The organism is Gilliamella sp. Nev5-1 (assembly GCF_001690895.1).
Taxonomy (GTDB): domain Bacteria; phylum Pseudomonadota; class Gammaproteobacteria; order Enterobacterales; family Orbaceae; genus Gilliamella; species Gilliamella apicola_C.
This window is the reverse complement of sequence record NZ_LZHO01000011.1, coordinates 62,498-80,808: the sequence shown is the minus strand read 5'-3', so window position 1 is coordinate 80,808 and position 18,311 is coordinate 62,498. Positions and strand designations below refer to the sequence as shown.

Below are 18,311 nucleotides of genomic sequence, written 5' to 3'. Positions count from 1 at the left end.
GTTGCCGTATCACTAGGTATTGAGTGTGGAATAAATTGCGTAGTAAAAAGTTTTAAAGATTGAGCTTGTTTTACTCATCCAGCTCTCAGCATTATTACTTAATAAGTTTGAGGCAATATTTTTTAATCGATTTGGCATTCACATATAACAATCGGCAATTTCTATGTAATTAAGAAAAATACAATAAGTAGGTTTATTATAGAATTTAGTGACAGAATTAACTGTCACTTTTATTATCCATTATGATTTTTTTCCTCTATACAGAAACAAGCAATTTTATGTTCGTTATAATTAATAAGTTGCGGTTGTTCAATTGTGCAACGTGGAAATGCTAAACGGCACCGAGCGTTAAAAGCACAACCCAAGGGAGGATTAAGAGGGCTTGGTAATTCCCCTTCTAATTTGATTCTATCCCGTCTAAGATCTGGATTTAATCTTGGTGTTGCTGATAATAGCGCTTGAGTGTATGGATGTTCAGGGTTACGATAGATTTCATCTTTCCGCCCTTGTTCAACGCAACGCCCTAAATACATCACCATTACGTCATCAGCAATATGTTCAACAACCGAAAGGTCATGAGAAATAAAAACATAAGATAAACCTAGATCTTGCTGTAGATCCATCATCAGATTTAGCACTTGTGCACGCACAGAAACATCTAGTGCTGAAACGGGCTCATCAGCAACCACTATTTCAGGATCAAGCATTAAACCTCTTGCGATAGCAATGCGTTGACGTTGTCCCCCTGAAAACATATGCGGATAACGATTATAAAACTCTTCTTTTAATCCAACTTTTTTCATCATTGATAGTACTTTTGCTTTACGATCATTGGCTGCTAAATCGGTATTGATAATTAGCGGTTCTTCTAATATGGAACCGATTTTTTTGCGTGGGTTGAGTGATGAGTATGGATTTTGGAAAACAATTTGGATCTTTTGGCGACGCAATTTTTGAGCTTGCAGGTCATCATCCAACAGATTCTGATCTTTAAAATAAAGTTCTCCTGATGTGGGCTTTTCGATCATGGTCAATAATCTTGCTAATGAGGATTTACCACAACCCGATTCACCAACAATCGCCAGTGTTTTGGCTTTACCTAATGTAAAAGATACACCGTCAACGGCTTTAACTTGTTTAGCTTCAGAAAAGAATCCCGTTTTAACATGATAATATTTTGTCAGGTTTCGGGCATCAAGCAGTAATTCTTTATTTTCCATATTATTGTTCATATTGTGGTATCCCTTCGCTTGATAATGGATAATGGCATTTTACTTTTCTAGTTGCAGAATAACTCATTAATGCGGGTTCTTCGGTATAACAGCGTTCGGTAGCATAAGGACAACGCGGATTGAGTAAACAGCCCGTTGGCCGATCATATTTTCCTGGAACGACACCCGCTAATGATGCTAATCGCTCTTTGTCTTGCGTAAATTCAGGCAGCGAGCGTAATAATGCTTGTGTATAAGGGTGTAATGGTTTTTTAAAGATAATTTCAGCATCACCTATTTCAACGACTTGTCCAGCATACATCACAATAATTTTTTGCGCAGCCTCAGAAACTAGCGCTAAGTCGTGTGTAATAAGAACTAATGCCATGTTATTTTTGCGTTGCAACTCAAGCAATAACTCGATAATTTGCCCTTGAATTGTAACATCAAGCGCGGTTGTTGGTTCATCAGCAATTAAGAGTTTTGGATTACATGCAATGGCTATTGCGATCATGACGCGTTGGCTCATTCCACCAGATAACTGATGCGGATAAACATTTAATCGATTTTCCGCATCAGCAATACCCACTAATTTAAGCAGTTCAATCGCTCTTGCTTTGAGTGCCTTTTTACTGCCACCTTGGTGAATTTTCAAGGTTTCAATGATTTGGTAACCTATCGTAAAACATGGGTTTAAGCTCGTCATCGGATCTTGAAAGATCATTGCCACATCTGCACCCACAATTTTACGACGCATTTTGGTTGAGATCTGTTGCAGGTCTTTACCATCAAAATGTAATGCATTGGCATTGACTTTACCCGGTAAATCAATTAGCCCCATTATGGCGAGTGAACTCACTGACTTGCCTGAGCCTGATTCACCCACAATACCAACAACTTGTCCTTGTTCAACGTCATAACTAATGTGGTCTACCGCTTTAAATCCACCAAATTGAACAGATAATTCTTTTACTTCTAATAGTGCCATGACTGTATCTCCATTACTGCTTCAATTTAGGATCAAGCGCGTCTCGCAAACCATCTCCCATTAAGTTGAAAGCTAACACTGTCATTAAAATTACTAAGCCCGGAAAGGTGACTACCCACCATGCAGATTGTGCAAATTGCAATACGTCAGCAAGCATTGTTCCCCATTCAGGGGTTGGTGGTTGTGCACCCATACCTAAAAAACCTAATGCGGCCATGTCTAAAATCGCATTTGAAAATCCTAATGAAGCTTGCACAATTAATGGTGCTAAACAGTTTGGCAGAATATTTATAAACATCTGCCGTAAAGCACCAGCCCCAGCAACTCGGGAGGCAATCACATAGTCTTTATTAATTTCAGCAAGCGCTGCTCCGCGGGTTAAACGGATATAATGAGGTAACGCAACAAAAGCTAATGCGATTGAGGCATTAACAATCGATGGGCCAAATATCGCAACTAAAACAAGTGCAAGTAATAAACTGGGTAAAGCAAGCATGATATCGACAGCACGCATAATGATGTTGTCTAAAAAACCACCTACATAACCGGCAATCAATCCTACTGTAATCCCTAAAATCAATGAGATGATGACGACCAAGCAACCAACTAATAAAGATAAACGAGCACCATAAATGAGCCTCGATAAGATATCTCTCCCCACATCATCTGTTCCTAAAATAAATTGCCAGCTACCATCTTTCATCCAAACAGGTGGCGCTAATAAGGCATCTCTAAATTGTTCAGAAGGAGAATGTGGTGCAACTAAATTAGCAAAAATAGCGAGTAAAACAACAATAATAATGAAGGCTAATCCAACGACAGCGCCTTTATTTTTTGAAAAATAAAACCAGAACTCACGCATAGGCGTTAATGGCTTAGGCTCAACCAAACTGATGTCTTTCGTATTGGTCGATTCAGTAATAACCTGTTTATTCATCTGTAAACACACTCTTATTTATGTCTAATACGCGGATTGATAACGCTGTACAACATATCAACTAATAAATTCACCAAAATAATCATGACCGCAACAAGTAAAACACCACTTTGCACTACGGGATAATCTCGACGTTGTAGCGCTTCAATTAACCAACGACCAATTCCTGGCCATGAAAAGACGGTTTCGGTCAATATTGCACCAGCAAGCATTGTACCAACTTGTAAACCGATGACAGTCATCACAGGGATCATCGCATTGCGTAATGCATGAATAAGGATGATTCGCATTCGACTAACGCCTTTAGCTCGTGCAGTTCGAATATAATCTTCACTTAATACTTCTAACATAGAAGAACGGGTCATGCGGACAATGACCGCTAATGGAATGGTACCTAATACAATGGCAGGTAAAATTAAGTGAGTAACTGCGTCTATAAAATCTTCTTTTTCACCCCATAATAAAGTATCAACTAACATAAATCCGGTTAAAGGTTTACTTTCGTCTAAGAAAAGCATATCACTAACACGACCTGATACCGGAGTTAAATTTAAATGCACAGAAACTAACGTAATGAGCATCATTCCCCACCAAAAAATTGGCATGGAATAACCCGTTAAAGACAAACCTATTGCTGTATGATCAAATATTGAACCGCGTTTTACTGCTGCAAGCACGCCAATTGGAATCCCAAAACTAATTGCAAACAACATCGCGCAAAATCCAAGCTCAAAAGTTGCTTTAAATCGGGGTACAAATTCATCCCATACTGGAATTTGGCTTTTAAAAGAGATGCCTAAATCGCCATGAAACATGCCTATAATGTATTGAAAATATTGCTCATACAGTGGTTTGTCTAAACCAAATTGTGTTATTAGTTCAGCATGGCGTTCTGGTGTTAAACCTCGCTCTCCTGCAAGTATCGTAATCGGATCACCAGGAATAAGGTGAACGAAAATAAAAGTCAGCAGTGTAATGCTGATAAAAGTCGGGATAAGTACACCTAACCGTTTTAAAATAAATTGAAACATGTAGTGGCTCTTAAATATTGCTTCTAAACTATCGTTTATAAAATAGATAATTTTATATAAATATATTTATAGTACTCAATCAAACCTAATGTAGCGATTAACCACACAGGTGGTTAATCGCAAGGAATATTATTTTTCAAGCGTAACTTGGTTAAAATTATGTAATGCTAAAGGAGCCATAATATAGCCTTTAACCTCTTTACGTATCGGTAGATAAATCATTGAATGAGCAATCATTAATGCAGGCGCTTGGTTATGCATCTCAACTTGCGCTTGTTTGTAAAGCTTAACCCTTTTTTCATGATCAGGCTCAATGCGAGCTTGCTGTAATAAATCATCAAATGGTTTATAACACCAGTGTGAATAGTTTGAACCTGCTTTAACCGCATCACAACTCATTAAAACAGAATAAAAGTTATCAGGGTCACCATTATCTCCCGACCATCCCATTAACACCGCATCATGTTCACCATCACGAATACGAGATAGATATTCTCCCCATTCATAACTCACAATTTTAGCGGTTACACCAATTTTAGCCCAATCAGCTTGAATCATTTCAGCCATACGGCGTGCATTTGGATTATATGGACGTTGTACTGGCATTGCCCATAAATTGATAGTAAACCCTTTCTCTAATCCCGCTGATTTTAATAACTCTTTTGCTTGTTCTGGATCATAAGGATAATCTTTTACTTCATCGTTATAACCCCACATTGATGGTGGAATAAAGTTTTTAGCGGGTTCTGCCGCACCCTGAAAAACAGCTTTTATAATCGCATCTTTGTTCACGGCCATATTTAATGCTTGACGAACTTGTAAGTTATCAAGTGGTGGCTTATCCATATTATAGGCTAAATAACCAATATTAACTCCAGCCATTTCTTTAACAACAATATTCTTGTCAGATTTCATTCGTTCAATATCAGCTACATTTGGATATGGCATCGCATGACATTCTCCTTTTTGTAACTTGGCATAACGAATTGCTGGATCTGGTGTAATTGAAAACACTAAACGATCAAGCTGGGCTTTAGGTCCAAAATAATCGGGATTGGCTTTATAAAGAATTCTTGAATCTTTTTGGTATTGAACAAAAGTAAACGGTCCTGTGCCAATGGGGACTAAATCAACTTTTTCGGGTGTGCCATTTTTAAGCATAGCATCGGCATATTCAGCTGATAAAATGGAAGCAAATGACATTGCTAAATCAGCCAAGAAAGGGGCTTCTGGATGGTTTAATTCAAATACAACAGTATGGTCATCAATCTTTTTAATTTCTTTGATTAAATCTGGGAATCCCATGCTTTCAAAGTATTCATATTGTCCACCAGAAACTTTGTGATAAGGATGATTTTTATCTTTCTGTCGCATAAATGTAAAAATAACATCATCAGCATTTAAGTTTCGTGTTGGTTTGAATTCTTTATTGCTATGCCACTTAACATCATCGCGTAAATGGAAAGTATAAGTCAACCCATCTTGGCTAATATCCCAAGATTTTGCTAAAGCAGGTTCGATTTCGGTAGTACCTAATTTAAATTCCACCAAACGGTTAAAAACAGGAACTGCACTAGCATCCATTGAAATACCGCTTGTCACTAACTGTGGACTAAATGTTTCAGGTGAAGCCTCTGCACAATAAACTAACGTCCCTGCAGCATGAAGTTGTGCACTAGCAAGCATCGTTATTAGCCCCGCGCCCAACAAAAATTTATGTTTATATTTCCTTAGATTACTCATAAAACCACCCCAATTATTTAACAGTAAACCTATTTTGTCATAATTAAACAAAGTTAAAATCTTCGTATTTCTAATATTTTTTAAATACAGATTTAGTAAAACGCTCTAATTTTGATTGTTACATCAATTAACTTTTACTTTGTTTAAATTCATATTTTCGCTATCTATTGCACTAATATGGTGCAAAATGCACCATAATTAAAATTACGATATTGCCTAAGAATTTACAATAACATTCCATTTTTTATTGAAAATAATTTCTAACACAAGCATAACGGTAGCTAAATACTGTGTAACCGATATAGCATGCAAAAATAGTGCCAATTTCAATTCATATTAAAGGTATGACTAAAAAAGAACATATAAATATATTCTTTGATTTGTTCTCAATTTATGTTTAGTTTTAAATTTATTATAGAGCTTGTAGCTTAATAATTGATTTTTATAGAATGTATTATAATTATTGTAAATAAAATAATCATTAAATTAATAATATAAAATTAATTTATTACTTGATTTAGCTTAATTTCAATTGAACACTGTAGAGGAGTACAACAAGGTGAAAGGCTTATCTGAAAAGGCCTTAGGCATAAAAAAAACTGCTAGAAGCAGGTCTTAGAATTTGGTGATTGGTGCCCGGACGCGGAATCGAACCACGGACACGGGGATTTTCAATCCCCTGCTCTACCGACTGAGCTATCCGGGCAACAATGGGTGCATATTAAACATGATTTGTAATTGCCAGTCAATCCCTTTTGTAAAATTTTTTAAAAAATATTTATTGTTTGGTTGAAAATTAGCTAATCATCTTCATATTAATAGCTAATTTCTAATACTATCCCTTTGTGCTTATAGGAATTGTTATATGCGATTTGTTGGTTTTATTCTCTTTTTTATTTATGTTTATTTCGAAATCAGTATTTTTATAGCTGTTGCAAATTCAATTGGTGTTTTACTTGCATTAACCTGTATTATTGCAACGTCAATTCTTGGTTTTTCATTAGTTAAAACACAAGGTTTGAAAAATCTAAGTATTATGCAACAAAAAATCGCCAATAATCAAAGTGCTAAAGCTGAAATTATAAAAAGTGTATCTTTGCTTTTTTCTGGTTTTTTCTTACTTATACCTGGTTTCTTAACTGATGTTGTTGGCGCAATTTTATTAATTCCCTGTGTTCAAGATTATATTGTAGAATTTATAGTTCGAAAAATACCGATGAGATTTCAATTTTCATCATCGCAAACACATTATCAAGACAGTGATATTATTGAAGGTGAATTCAAACGTAAAGATGATTGATAAATAATCAATTAGACTTTTTTTAGTTTTCTTCCCTTGAAGAATTTAAAATTGTCCCCATATAGTTTGCACTACATTTGAAAATCATAATTGTATGATTTATTGATAATAATTGTTTTAATTAAAATTAGTGTTAGGAGATAACTAATGAAAATTCGTCCATTGCATGATCGCGTGATCATTAAACGCAAAGAAGTAGAATCAAAATCAGCGGGTGGTATCGTGTTAACTGGTTCAGCTGCTGGTAAATCAACACGAGGTGAGGTTTTAGCAGTTGGTAATGGTCGCATTTTAGAAAATGGTCAAGTACAGCCATTAGATGTGAAAGTGGGTGATATCGTAATTTTTAACGAAGGATATGGCGTTAAAACAGAAAAAATCGATAACGAAGAAGTGCTTATCTTATCTGAAAGCGATATTTTAGCCATTGTTCAAGCATAACTGGCAAATAATTAAACTATAGACAGAATTTAGGAGAAATACGAAGATGGCAGCTAAAGATGTAAAATTTGGTAACGATGCTCGCATCAAAATGCTTCAAGGCGTTAATGTATTAGCCGATGCAGTTAAAGTAACTTTAGGTCCAAAAGGACGTAATGTAGTATTAGATAAATCATTTGGTGCACCAACTATTACTAAAGATGGTGTTTCTGTTGCTCGCGAAATAGAATTAGAAGATAAATTCGAAAATATGGGCGCACAAATGGTGAAAGAAGTCGCTTCTAAAGCAAATGATGCAGCAGGTGATGGTACAACTACTGCAACTGTGCTTGCTCAAGCGATTGTTAATGAAGGTTTAAAAGCTGTTGCTGCGGGTATGAATCCAATGGATTTAAAACGTGGTATTGATAAAGCGGTTGTTGCTGCTGTTGAAGAACTTAAAAAATTATCTGCGCCATGTGCCGATTCTAAAGCAATTGCACAAGTAGGTACAATTTCCGCTAACTCGGATGAAACTGTTGGTACATTAATTGCACAAGCAATGGAGAAAGTAGGTAAAGAAGGTGTTATTACTGTTGAAGATGGCACAGGTTTACAAGATGAGCTTGATGTTGTTGAAGGTATGCAATTTGATCGTGGTTACTTATCACCATACTTCATTAACAAAGCTGAAACAGCAACAGTTGAATTAGATAGCCCATATATTTTATTAGCTGATAAAAAAATCTCTAATATTCGTGAATTATTACCAGTGCTTGAAGCGGTCGCTAAAGCAGGTAAATCATTATTAATTATTGCGGAAGATGTTGAAGGCGAAGCATTAGCGACTTTAGTTGTAAATACTATGCGCGGTATTGTTAAAGTTGCAGCTGTTAAAGCACCTGGTTTTGGTGATCGTCGTAAAGCTATGTTACAAGATATTGCAATTTTAACTGCTGGTACTGTAATTTCAGAAGAAATTGGTTTAGAGCTTGAAAAAACAACACTTGAAGATTTAGGTCAAGCTAAACGTGTTGTTATCAATAAAGATAATACAACCATTATTGATGGCGTTGGTGAAGAGTCTTTAATTAATGCGCGTGTTGAACAAATTCGTAAACAAATCGAAGAATCTACTTCTGATTATGATAAAGAAAAACTTCAAGAACGCGTTGCTAAATTAGCTGGCGGTGTTGCAGTAATTAAAGTTGGTGCAGCAACTGAAGTTGAAATGAAAGAGAAGAAAGCGCGTGTAGAAGATGCGTTACACGCTACTCGTGCAGCAGTTGAAGAAGGTGTTGTTGCTGGCGGTGGTGTTGCTCTTGTTCGTGCTGCATCAGCGATTTTAGAACTTAAAGGTGCTAACGAAGATCAAAACGTAGGTATAAAAGTGGCCCTTCGTGCAATGGAAGCGCCATTACGTCAAATCGTGACTAACTGTGGTGAAGAAGCATCAGTTGTGGTTAATGCGGTTAAAGGCGGCAAAGGTAACTATGGTTACAATGCTTCAACTGAAGAGTATGGTGATATGATTGCAATGGGCATCTTAGATCCAACTAAAGTAACTCGTAGTGCATTACAATACGCAGCGTCTGTTGCCGGTCTTATGATTACTACTGAATGTATGGTTACTGATTTACCTAAAGATGATAAAGCTGATTTAGGTGCCGCTGGTGGTATGGGCGGCATGGGTGGTATGGGCGGAATGATGTAACCTCATCTGTTGCTACTCCTTAAATTTATCAATATAAACCACTCGTTCATGCGAGTGGTTTTTTCTTATTAATTTCTTGCCTTATTTTTACCAAATAAAACAAATTAAAAATACGCCGTTAAATTGATTAAAGTTAAATATGAAGCTTAGATAATACTTTTATATGCCAGTAAATGGTTTAAATTATATATGTTGCTCATTTTCCTTTTTTATTATCAATAGCAGTTTTACTTGTCAAAATAAACTGTTAAATAGATAATAACATGATGAAAAGATGGAGTTTGTCTTTTCTATAAGTGTAAATTAATTATTCCAAACTTTCTCCTTTTCATTTGAAATAGGATTTAAAATAGTTAAATAATAAGGAAAAAAACAATGAGTGTATCTTCTAAGAGAAAAGTAACTAGTACCGAACAAAATGATTCTTCAGTTAGGCAACGACAAAAAAGCGCTAAAGTAGAAAATCCGCTTTCAAATATTCAACAAAATACTTTTTTTAAAGTTATTTTTTCAGATAACCTTTCACTTGAACAGAAAGTAGAAGAAGTCACTCATATTTTAGAATTTACTGATAATAAAGAAGCTGATAGAGCCAAAATTCAAGAATTTGATACATTTAAAGAATATCTACAATCCATTTCAGAAGAGATGTCTAAACAGCGCATCGAAATGACTGATACCGAAGTGTTTGCTGAGTTACAGCGGGTATATTCTGACTTTAATAATGACCTTAATGACTTTATTGAAAAAATTAAACCACTTACTGAACTTACAGACGCACTGTATAACTTACGCCAAAATGGTGAGACTCGAAATGCTTTAGCGCAAATAAAAGCTGATCAACAATGGGATGAAGAAAAGATAGCGCAACAAGCAAGTGTGCAAAGCGAAATTACTAGTATTGAAGAGAAAATAACTAATTTGCAAAAAGAAATCGTTTTGTTACAAAATGATAGGAAATTTTTTGGTTTAGGAAAAATTAAAGTTGCATCACAAGCTAAAATCACTGTTAATGAGGAAACTATTGTACAGTTACAACAGCAAATACAAAATAAACAAAAAGAATTAAGTGATATTCAGATAGAAATTGCACAACGCCACGAACAACGCAAGGATTCAATCGATGTTGAAAAACTAAAGGAGTTACTGAACCTAACTTCAGAACAGCATACATTACGCCAAGCTGATATGGTTGAATCGGCATTAAAATTTGTTAATCAAGGCAAAGAACGTTTTGGTGCAATTCGTAATCACCTTGAAAAAATGGTTAAACAAATAGAAGGGCTTAGCGATAATAATGGCAATATGATACAAATTTATGCCATTATGAACGAAGCGACTAAAAAAGTTGAGAAAGTTCACCGTGAACGTAGAGAAGAGCTTGAGCATAAAGATGTTGGCGACAACCTATTAGAATCAATGAAGCTTGATGAAGCTAGACGCAATTTAGATGAACATATCGATACTGTATCAACAGCAACGGTTGATACCATGCAAACCTATGGTGAATTAACAACTGAAGCCATTAAAATTCGCAATATGCAAGCTGCAACCAAAAAACAAGTTGAAAGTGCCAGAGCAATGCATTCACGAGGAATTGCATCGGTTGCTTCACAACTTAGTGTTGTGGTTACTGCTGTTAACTCAGCAGCAATTAATGAGGCGCAATCTATGGCAGGTAATACTTTAGCTGAAATGACACGAGTAACAAATGACATAGCTAAAAATGAAGCCATCCGAATTGCAACTGGTCGTGATGAAATTAATAATGATTTAGAAGCGATGTTACAGAACTTAGCAGAATTTGGTGACACCCAAAAAGAAGCTACTGAAATTACACGTTCAGCATTAGAAACAATGCGAGCAAATTTAGAAGAAATTGAAAGAATGTCTAAAGATGTTCAAAGTGATACGCGAGAATTTATTGCTGTGACAGGTGATGTTTTATCAGAAAAATCTGAGAATAAAAAAGAGAGCTCGCAAACTGCCTCTCCCTTTAAACTATAATAAAGGAATGCACAATGTATTTAGTTAGAGGGCGTGAATATTTAGCGCAATACCCTAATTTTACTTTAGTGGGTCGGGAACATGATTTAGAAAGAATATCATCTATTCTTATACGAAAATCATCAAATTCACTTTTGCTAACAGGTCCTGCTGGTGTCGGTGTTTCAATGCTTACCCTTGGTTTGCAAGCAGCTAAAAACAGTCCAGATACACCGTTTGATTTGATTGTAAAAAAACTGTTTTGGTTAAATTGTGATGCGCTTTTTTCTAGTGGTGATAGCGCTAAGATAAACAATGAGTTTCAAAGTATTTTAAAAAAGCTAATGCAAACTCCAGAATCCGTATTGATTATTACTGATACGGCTAATTTTTTAGAAGCAGCACATAATACTGGCAATGCTCATTTTATCAATGCATTAAATAACGCAGACAAAGCAAATAATTTCCAAGTTATTTTAGAAGTCCGCGATGATAAATTGAGTAATGTATTAAAAGCCAGCACAAACATGCCAGAGCTTTACACTCTTTATGATGTTAAAGAGCCGATTGGGGATGATTTAAGATCGATCGTTTCTAGTGTTGCTAAAGAGCTATCTGCATACCATAAAATTGAAGTTGATGAAGATGCTGTTGAAGAAGCGATACATTTAACCAGTAAGTATCGAGATAGTTTAGGTTTAGGTGGAGCACAACCGCAACGAGCGATTGCTTTACTTGATCGTGCGCTTGCAAGTTATCGTCAACTTACGCATAAACAGCATCCTAAAATAATTGAGCTAATGAATAAGATAGCCAAAAGTACCAATGAAACAGAAAAGCAAGATTTGCAACAACAACTTGAACAATGGCAACAAGATTGGCAAGAATTAAAGTCAGAAATCAATAAAACTTACCAATATCAACGTGAGGCCGAAACATTACGCTTTAAATTGCAAGATGAGATCAGCCAATTGCAAGAAGAAGAGGATAATAATAAAAATTTGGAATCAACAACAATAAAAACCTTTGCACAGCTAACAGCTGGTGGATTTGACTCACCGGCTGTTACCAAATTAAAGGAAAAGATTCGACAGATTGATGCAGAAATAGTACAAAATAACGAACAACACCAAAAATTGGTTATGCTAGCTAACAAAGATTTACGGCTTAACCGTCAAGAAGTTATCACTGAATTTAGCAAAGTTTCGGGAATACCTACAAACAAACTAGATGAAAATGAAGTTGAAAACTTGATTAATTTAGAGGCAAATTTGTTATCGAGAATTTTTGGTCAAGATAATATTGTTAAACATGTCGCTAATTCGGTGAAAGTCGCTAAAGTCGATGCGCTAGAAGAATCAGGCCCAGCAATGTCTTACCTATTTTTAGGCCCATCTGGTGTAGGTAAAACTGAGATGGCTAAAGCCTTAGCGCAATATGTCTATGGTGATGAAAAATCATTGGTACGTTTTGATATGTCTGAATACATGGAAAAACATGCTGTTGCTAAATTGATTGGTGCGCCACCAGGATATGAAGGATTTGAAGCTGGAGGCATTTTGACAAACTCTGTTAGAGCAAAACCAGTTGGAATCTATCTATTTGATGAGATTGAAAAAGCACATCCTGATGTATTTAATATCTTTTTACAGATTTTATCGGATGGACGATTAACTGATAATGTCGGTCGAACAGTCGATTTTTCTGATATTATGATTATTATGACTTCAAATATCGGGCAACCTTATTATTTAGATCCAAACCTTTCTGATGAAGCTGCATGTGAATTGGCAACAAATGACCTGAATAACACTTATCGTTCAGAACTACTTAATCGTTTTAACGGACGAGAAAATATTCTCCATTTCAAACGTTTGCCAATGGTCGTTATCGAGCGGATTATTCGCCGTGAAATTGACAAGTTGAATCAAGCATATCAACCTCGAGGTTTTTCTGTAGAAATATCTGATTCTTGCATAAGCTCATTTTGTCATGATCACTACGATTTAATTCGTGGTGCGAGAGGATTACCTGGTTATATTAAAGCAAATATTAGACCAGTTATCGTCAATCATATTTTGCAAAATCCTCATGACAAAGGTGCCTTTAAAGCGGTCTATAATCAACAGGATCGTAGCTTTGATATGACATTTTGTAAAATTTAAAAAGATTTAAATAGAAGTATTTTCCATAAACTGTTACCTCTAATAGGTAACAGTTTAGTTTAAAGTTAACTAAATTGGTTTCAATCTTATCTATTAGATACTTTAACGTGATAAATGCTATTATGATAGTCCTGTTTGAAAAGCTAAGCGATGTTACTAGATGAAAAAAAGTGAAAGTTTAATTAGATAAATGTTGATAAAGCGTAATTGTGCCAATCATAATAAGCGCTAAACCACCTAAAAATTCTGCTCGTTTACCAATTAAACATCCTAATTTATTACCTAATAATAATCCAATCGTTACCATTAAACAGGTTGCTATGCCAATCATTGTTGCAGCCCAATAAATATTCACGCTTGCTAACGCTAATCCAATACCAACAGCAAATGCATCTATACTGGTTGAAATAGCTGTAAAAATTAGTATTAGAAAGGATTTTTTTGATGATGTTTCTTTATCCTCTAGGCAATCTTCATCAGTTTTTTTAAAGCTATTGTAAATCATGTTAATACCTAAAAATAACATGACAGTAAAAACAACCCAGTGATCCCATTGTTCGATATATTTCAGTGCAATATAGCCAACTAACCAGCCGAGGAGTGGTGTAATAGCTTCAACAACACCAAATAAAATACCGACTTTGAGTGCACCTAAAAATGGGGTTGATTTAAGCGAAACCCCGCGGCATACAGCGACAGCAAAGGCATCGGTCGACATAGCCAGTGCTAATAATAAAATAGCCCAAAAACTCATGATATCTTCTTTATACTTAAAATTATAATGATGATGTTAGTACGGTTTAAATAATAATATTTTACAGCTTACTATTTTGTGACTGAAAACAAATAATTGGCAACTTTCATATCGCCCTTTTTCTGATAAATCTCAGCTATTTTTTTCACATTATCACGCCGATTTGCGTCGTATTGAAAAAGTTGCTTAAACATTAACTCAGCAGTTTTTTTATCATTATTTTGGATAGCACAATATCCATATTGTTCATAGGTATCAGCTTTCCAACGGTGGCGATCTAAATCAAGACTTTGCTTAAATTGTTGCTGTGCTTCTTGGTAACGATCTCGCCCGCATAAAAAAGAGCCGTAATGCACATGATATAATCCATTACCAGGTTGCATAAAAATAATGCGCTTATAGATCATCTCGGCTTCCTCGTATTCACCAACATGTTGATCAAACATTGCCATTGCTAGCATAATTTGTGGGTTATTTGGTGAATATTGTGCCGCTAATTTGAGGTTATAATGCGCTGCTTTGACATTAGCTTCCGATCCATTTGCTTTGGCAAGATAGCCTAACCCAAGGCGCATTCTTGCTAAAGCGGCCTTTTCTGGATCAAATTCATCGCTGTTTTTGATTTGACAACCAGATAAAATGATCAGAGCAAAACAGTTTAATATCAAGCTTCTTTTCATCAACTTCCCCTTTTTGCTGTTTTTTTCCTTTATAATGTTTGTTGCACCAAGCTTTGTTTTTTATACAGCGTTCTTTTGGTACGATCAACAACTTCACCAGCTAATTGACCACATGCGGCATCAATGTCGTCACCGCGCGTTTTTCGAACAATTACAGTAAAACCATATCCCATCAATGTTTTCATAAATCGATCGATACGCGAACTAGAGCAACGAGAATAAGGCGCACCAGGAAACGGATTCCAAGGAATTAAGTTAATTTTACTTGGTACATTTTTTAGGAATTTAGCAAGTTCGTGTGCGTGTTCAACACCGTCATTAACTTGATTAAGTAATACATATTCGATAGTAACTTTTCCATGATTCGCATTTGAACAAGAAAGGTAACGTAAAATTGAATCACGCAACATAGTCATATTGTATTTTTCATTAATTGGCATGATTTCACTGCGAATAGTATCGTTAGGCGCATGAAGTGATATCGCCAGTGCCACATCAATCATACCAGCGAGCTTATCTAAAGCAGGAACAACCCCTGAGGTGGATAGTGTTACACGCCTTTTTGACAAACCATAGCCAAAATCATCTAGCATAATTTCCATCGCGGGCACTACATTAGATAAATTAAGTAACGGCTCTCCCATCCCCATCATAACGACGTTGGTAATTGGTCTATCCGCCAGTTTGCCTGTTACACCAATAGCATTTGATGCGCGCCATACTTGACCAATAATTTCAGAAACGGTTAAGTTTCGGTTAAATCCTTGTTGTGCGGTAGAACAGAATTTACATTCTAATGCACAACCAACTTGTGATGAAACACATAATGTTGCACGATCACGTTCTGGAATATAAACCGACTCAATCATTTGGTTATTGCCCACATCAAGTGCCCATTTTATTGTGCCGTCTGATGAGCGTTGCTCCATTGCAATCATTGGCGCTTTAATTTCAGCTAAAGTTTTTAGTTGCTCACGTAACTTTTTATTGATATCGGTCATTTGATCGAAATCATCTATCCCAAAATGATAGATCCATTTCATCACTTGATCGGCTCGAAATGGCTTTTCGCCTAGTGAAATAAAAAACGCTCTTAATTGTTGGCGTGTAAAATTGAGTAAGTTTACTTTTTCTTTACTTGGGTTCATTGTGGTTAGATTTATTGAGTTTGAAGTATCTGATAAATTTACAGATATATTTGACGTACATAGTGTTGACATAAGGCCTCGTTTTTACACATTATGGCTATTTCAATTTTTAGGAAAAAGATTATACTGTTTTTCATCTCATCTTACTATAAAGAATATATGTAATATTTAAAATGAAAAGTAAATTAATAAATTTAAAAACACTTCTTATTTTAATCTCATCATTAATGTTAATTTTATGTTCGAGTATTACTATGGCGCAAACAATTCCATTAAATAAACTAACAGGGCAGTTTGATGAAAGAAAAGATAGTGATTTTATTGCATTGGATTTAACTCAATTACCAGTTAATAAAAAGGGAATGTATCTACAAAAAGAAGTTGCTGATCAGCTAATAAAAGCGTTTAAAGACTTCAAAAAAGATCACCCCAATATTCCTTTTATTGTGGTAAGTGCAACACGCAATTACGCTTACCAAAACGGAATTTGGCAACGAAAATGGGAGGCTTTATCTCATAAGCTCAATGACCCTGAGAAAATTGCCCGAGAGATTTTAAAATACTCATCAATGCCAGGTACATCAAGGCACCACTGGGGTACAGATATAGATATTACCAGTGTTTCATCTGCATATTTTAAAAGTGATAAAAAGGGCATCATTCTTTACAAATGGTTACAAGAAAACCTACCCAAATATGGATTTTGCCAAGCATTTAATGAGGGACGAAAAGGCGGATATCAACCCGAAGAATGGCATTGGTCCTACAAGCCCATCGCCAGCCAATATATTGCGCAGTACAAAGCGATACTAGAAAGTGATCCAGACGCTATTATAAAAACTTTAGATTTTATAGGTCACGATAAAATTAAGCTAGAAAGTCTAGTTAAACAGTACGTGCTCACCATTAATAGCGACTGTTATAGTTAATTACTGCTTCTCCAATAAGGCAATTCGATTGTTACAACTAATCCACCACCATCACGATTGGTTGCTTGAATAGTGCCGTTATGCATAATAACGGTCTTTCTTGCAATCGCAAGACCTAACCCGTAACCTTTGCCTAATTGAGGAGACTGGATACGGACAAATGGCTCAAAAATACTCGATAGTTTATTAGCTTCTACACCAGGCCCACGATCTTTAACTTCAATTTGTAAATACTTGCCTGCTTCTTTTAATGAAACTTCGACAGCTTGTCCAGCTTTAGAGAAGCGAATCGCATTACGAATAATGTTTTCTATAGCTCGGCGAATTTGCTCTGAGTTACCTTTAACAATAGAATGAGTAACGGACGATAAGTTGAAATGTACATCAATGAGCTGATGATTAGCCTCATAGTTAGCATCATTAATTACTACACTTATTAAGTCTTTTAAATCAAAATATTCATCGGTACGATTATTCATTTCAGCACGAGAATAATTTAGAATCTCACCGATTAGCTGATCTAATCGTTCTGATTCTAATTCGATTCTAGCTAATGCGGTATCAATATTTTGTTTGTTTTGTTGAGCAAGCCCAATCGCTAGTTGCAAACGAGCAAGTGGTGTTCTTAGTTCATGTGAAACATCATGAAGAAGAGCTTGACGATCTGAGATAAGAATATTAAGTTGCTCAACCATCATATCAAAATCTTTACCTAATTCGCTAAGCTCATCACGCCTAGGTTTTAATTTTTGGAATAATCGAACAGAAAGATCACCCTGAGATACGCGAAAAAAACCTTGTCTTAATAACCGCATGGGTCTAGTTAGATTCCATGCCAAAAACAAGCTAAAAGCTAGCCCAACACATATTCCCATTAACACAATTGGCATTGGCATATTGAATAATGTCTTTTTATCATCTTTATCCTTATCTTCTTTAAATGAAATAGAATAAAGCGTGCCATCAGGCGCGACAGCCATGCGTTGATAAACATAGGTTGGTGTTTCTAGTTCGTCGGTCAAAATATTGACTTGCTCATTGATTGGAGAAACTAATTTTATTGATAATAAAGCTCTTTCTCGTTCAGGTAAATGGGCTATAAAATTAAGCGTCTCATCTTCGCCTGCTACATGTAATAACTGGGCTATCATATCCACTTTTGTCGGCATATGATTAAGAAATTTCTGATTTTTATTTTCTACATAAATAGAAAATGCAATCCAAGTTAATTGGAAAGTGAGGTAGAAAATAACCCAAAATATAATGAGTATTTTCCAGAATAATCGACGATTCATAGCAAGCCTA

Annotated in this window: 15 protein-coding genes and 1 tRNA gene; 6 read left to right on the top strand and 10 right to left on the bottom strand. The window is 35.6% G+C overall.

Annotated features, from left to right (window positions below):
- Window positions 1-233: 233 nt before the first annotated feature.
- The 6 genes from A9G41_RS02070 to A9G41_RS02045 form a co-directional block, all read right to left on the bottom strand.
- Window positions 234-1,232 carry a peptide ABC transporter ATP-binding protein gene (locus A9G41_RS02070; protein WP_075539259.1) on the bottom strand — a complete coding sequence of 333 codons (999 nt, stop codon included), beginning with the start codon at window positions 1,230-1,232 and terminating at the stop codon, window positions 234-236.
- Entirely contained in the window at window positions 1,222-2,199 is a 978-nt protein-coding gene (gene dppD, locus A9G41_RS02065; RefSeq protein ID WP_075539258.1) for a dipeptide ABC transporter ATP-binding protein, read from the bottom strand. Before dppD ends, A9G41_RS02070 begins: the two co-directional genes overlap by 11 nt.
- A gap of 13 nt (window positions 2,200-2,212) precedes the next feature.
- Window positions 2,213-3,136 (bottom strand): dipeptide ABC transporter permease DppC, encoded by a 924-nt coding sequence (dppC, locus tag A9G41_RS02060; protein WP_081295531.1) that lies wholly within the window; start codon window positions 3,134-3,136, stop codon window positions 2,213-2,215.
- Between the two features lie 14 nt (window positions 3,137-3,150).
- Window positions 3,151-4,167, bottom strand: a complete 1,017-nt coding sequence (dppB, locus tag A9G41_RS02055; protein ID WP_065581538.1) for a dipeptide ABC transporter permease DppB — start codon at window positions 4,165-4,167, stop codon at window positions 3,151-3,153.
- A gap of 129 nt (window positions 4,168-4,296) precedes the next feature.
- The gene (locus A9G41_RS02050) at window positions 4,297-5,910 is read right to left on the bottom strand and encodes an ABC transporter substrate-binding protein (protein WP_075539277.1); all 1,614 of its coding nucleotides are present in this window, start codon (window positions 5,908-5,910) and stop codon (window positions 4,297-4,299) included.
- A gap of 630 nt (window positions 5,911-6,540) precedes the next feature.
- Window positions 6,541-6,616, bottom strand: a tRNA-Phe gene (locus A9G41_RS02045).
- A 159-nt stretch (window positions 6,617-6,775) separates the two neighbouring features.
- Between A9G41_RS02045 and A9G41_RS02040 the strand changes: the two genes are divergently transcribed.
- The 5 genes from A9G41_RS02040 (at window position 6,776) to A9G41_RS02020 (ending at window position 13,495) form a co-directional block, all read left to right on the top strand.
- Window positions 6,776-7,210: an FxsA family protein gene (locus A9G41_RS02040; protein ID WP_065581537.1), complete on the top strand. Its 435-nt coding sequence runs from the start codon at window positions 6,776-6,778 to the stop codon at window positions 7,208-7,210.
- Between the two features lie 147 nt (window positions 7,211-7,357).
- Window positions 7,358-7,651 carry a co-chaperone GroES gene (locus A9G41_RS02035; RefSeq protein WP_034915350.1) on the top strand — a complete coding sequence of 98 codons (294 nt, stop codon included), beginning with the start codon at window positions 7,358-7,360 and terminating at the stop codon, window positions 7,649-7,651.
- A gap of 46 nt (window positions 7,652-7,697) precedes the next feature.
- Window positions 7,698-9,344 carry a chaperonin GroEL gene (groL, locus tag A9G41_RS02030; RefSeq protein ID WP_065581536.1) on the top strand — a complete coding sequence of 549 codons (1,647 nt, stop codon included), beginning with the start codon at window positions 7,698-7,700 and terminating at the stop codon, window positions 9,342-9,344.
- A 375-nt stretch (window positions 9,345-9,719) separates the two neighbouring features.
- Window positions 9,720-11,351 (top strand): hypothetical protein, encoded by a 1,632-nt coding sequence (locus A9G41_RS02025; protein ID WP_075539257.1) that lies wholly within the window; start codon window positions 9,720-9,722, stop codon window positions 11,349-11,351.
- Between the two features lie 14 nt (window positions 11,352-11,365).
- Window positions 11,366-13,495: an AAA family ATPase gene (locus A9G41_RS02020; RefSeq protein ID WP_065581534.1), complete on the top strand. Its 2,130-nt coding sequence runs from the start codon at window positions 11,366-11,368 to the stop codon at window positions 13,493-13,495.
- A gap of 178 nt (window positions 13,496-13,673) precedes the next feature.
- Here the strand turns inward: A9G41_RS02020 and A9G41_RS02015 are convergent, their stop codons facing one another.
- From A9G41_RS02015 to A9G41_RS02005, 3 genes are all read right to left on the bottom strand, one after another.
- Window positions 13,674-14,249 (bottom strand): manganese efflux pump MntP, encoded by a 576-nt coding sequence (locus A9G41_RS02015; protein ID WP_065581533.1) that lies wholly within the window; start codon window positions 14,247-14,249, stop codon window positions 13,674-13,676.
- Window positions 14,250-14,320: 71 nt separating this feature from the next.
- The gene (locus A9G41_RS02010) at window positions 14,321-14,929 is read right to left on the bottom strand and encodes a hypothetical protein (protein WP_065581532.1); all 609 of its coding nucleotides are present in this window, start codon (window positions 14,927-14,929) and stop codon (window positions 14,321-14,323) included.
- Window positions 14,930-14,958: 29 nt separating this feature from the next.
- Window positions 14,959-16,077 (bottom strand): bifunctional tRNA (adenosine(37)-C2)-methyltransferase TrmG/ribosomal RNA large subunit methyltransferase RlmN, encoded by a 1,119-nt coding sequence (locus A9G41_RS02005; RefSeq protein ID WP_065581577.1) that lies wholly within the window; start codon window positions 16,075-16,077, stop codon window positions 14,959-14,961.
- A 254-nt stretch (window positions 16,078-16,331) separates the two neighbouring features.
- On the opposite strand from A9G41_RS02005, the gene A9G41_RS02000 reads away from it, so the two are divergent.
- Window positions 16,332-17,006, top strand: a complete 675-nt coding sequence (locus A9G41_RS02000) for a M15 family metallopeptidase (protein WP_176700822.1) — start codon at window positions 16,332-16,334, stop codon at window positions 17,004-17,006.
- Here the strand turns inward: A9G41_RS02000 and A9G41_RS01995 are convergent.
- A complete protein-coding gene (locus A9G41_RS01995; protein ID WP_065581530.1) occupies window positions 17,003-18,301 on the bottom strand; it encodes an ATP-binding protein in 1,299 nt (432 codons plus the stop codon). The two genes, A9G41_RS02000 and A9G41_RS01995, sit on opposite strands and share 4 nt — an antisense overlap.
- Between the last annotated feature and the right edge of the window lie 10 nt (window positions 18,302-18,311).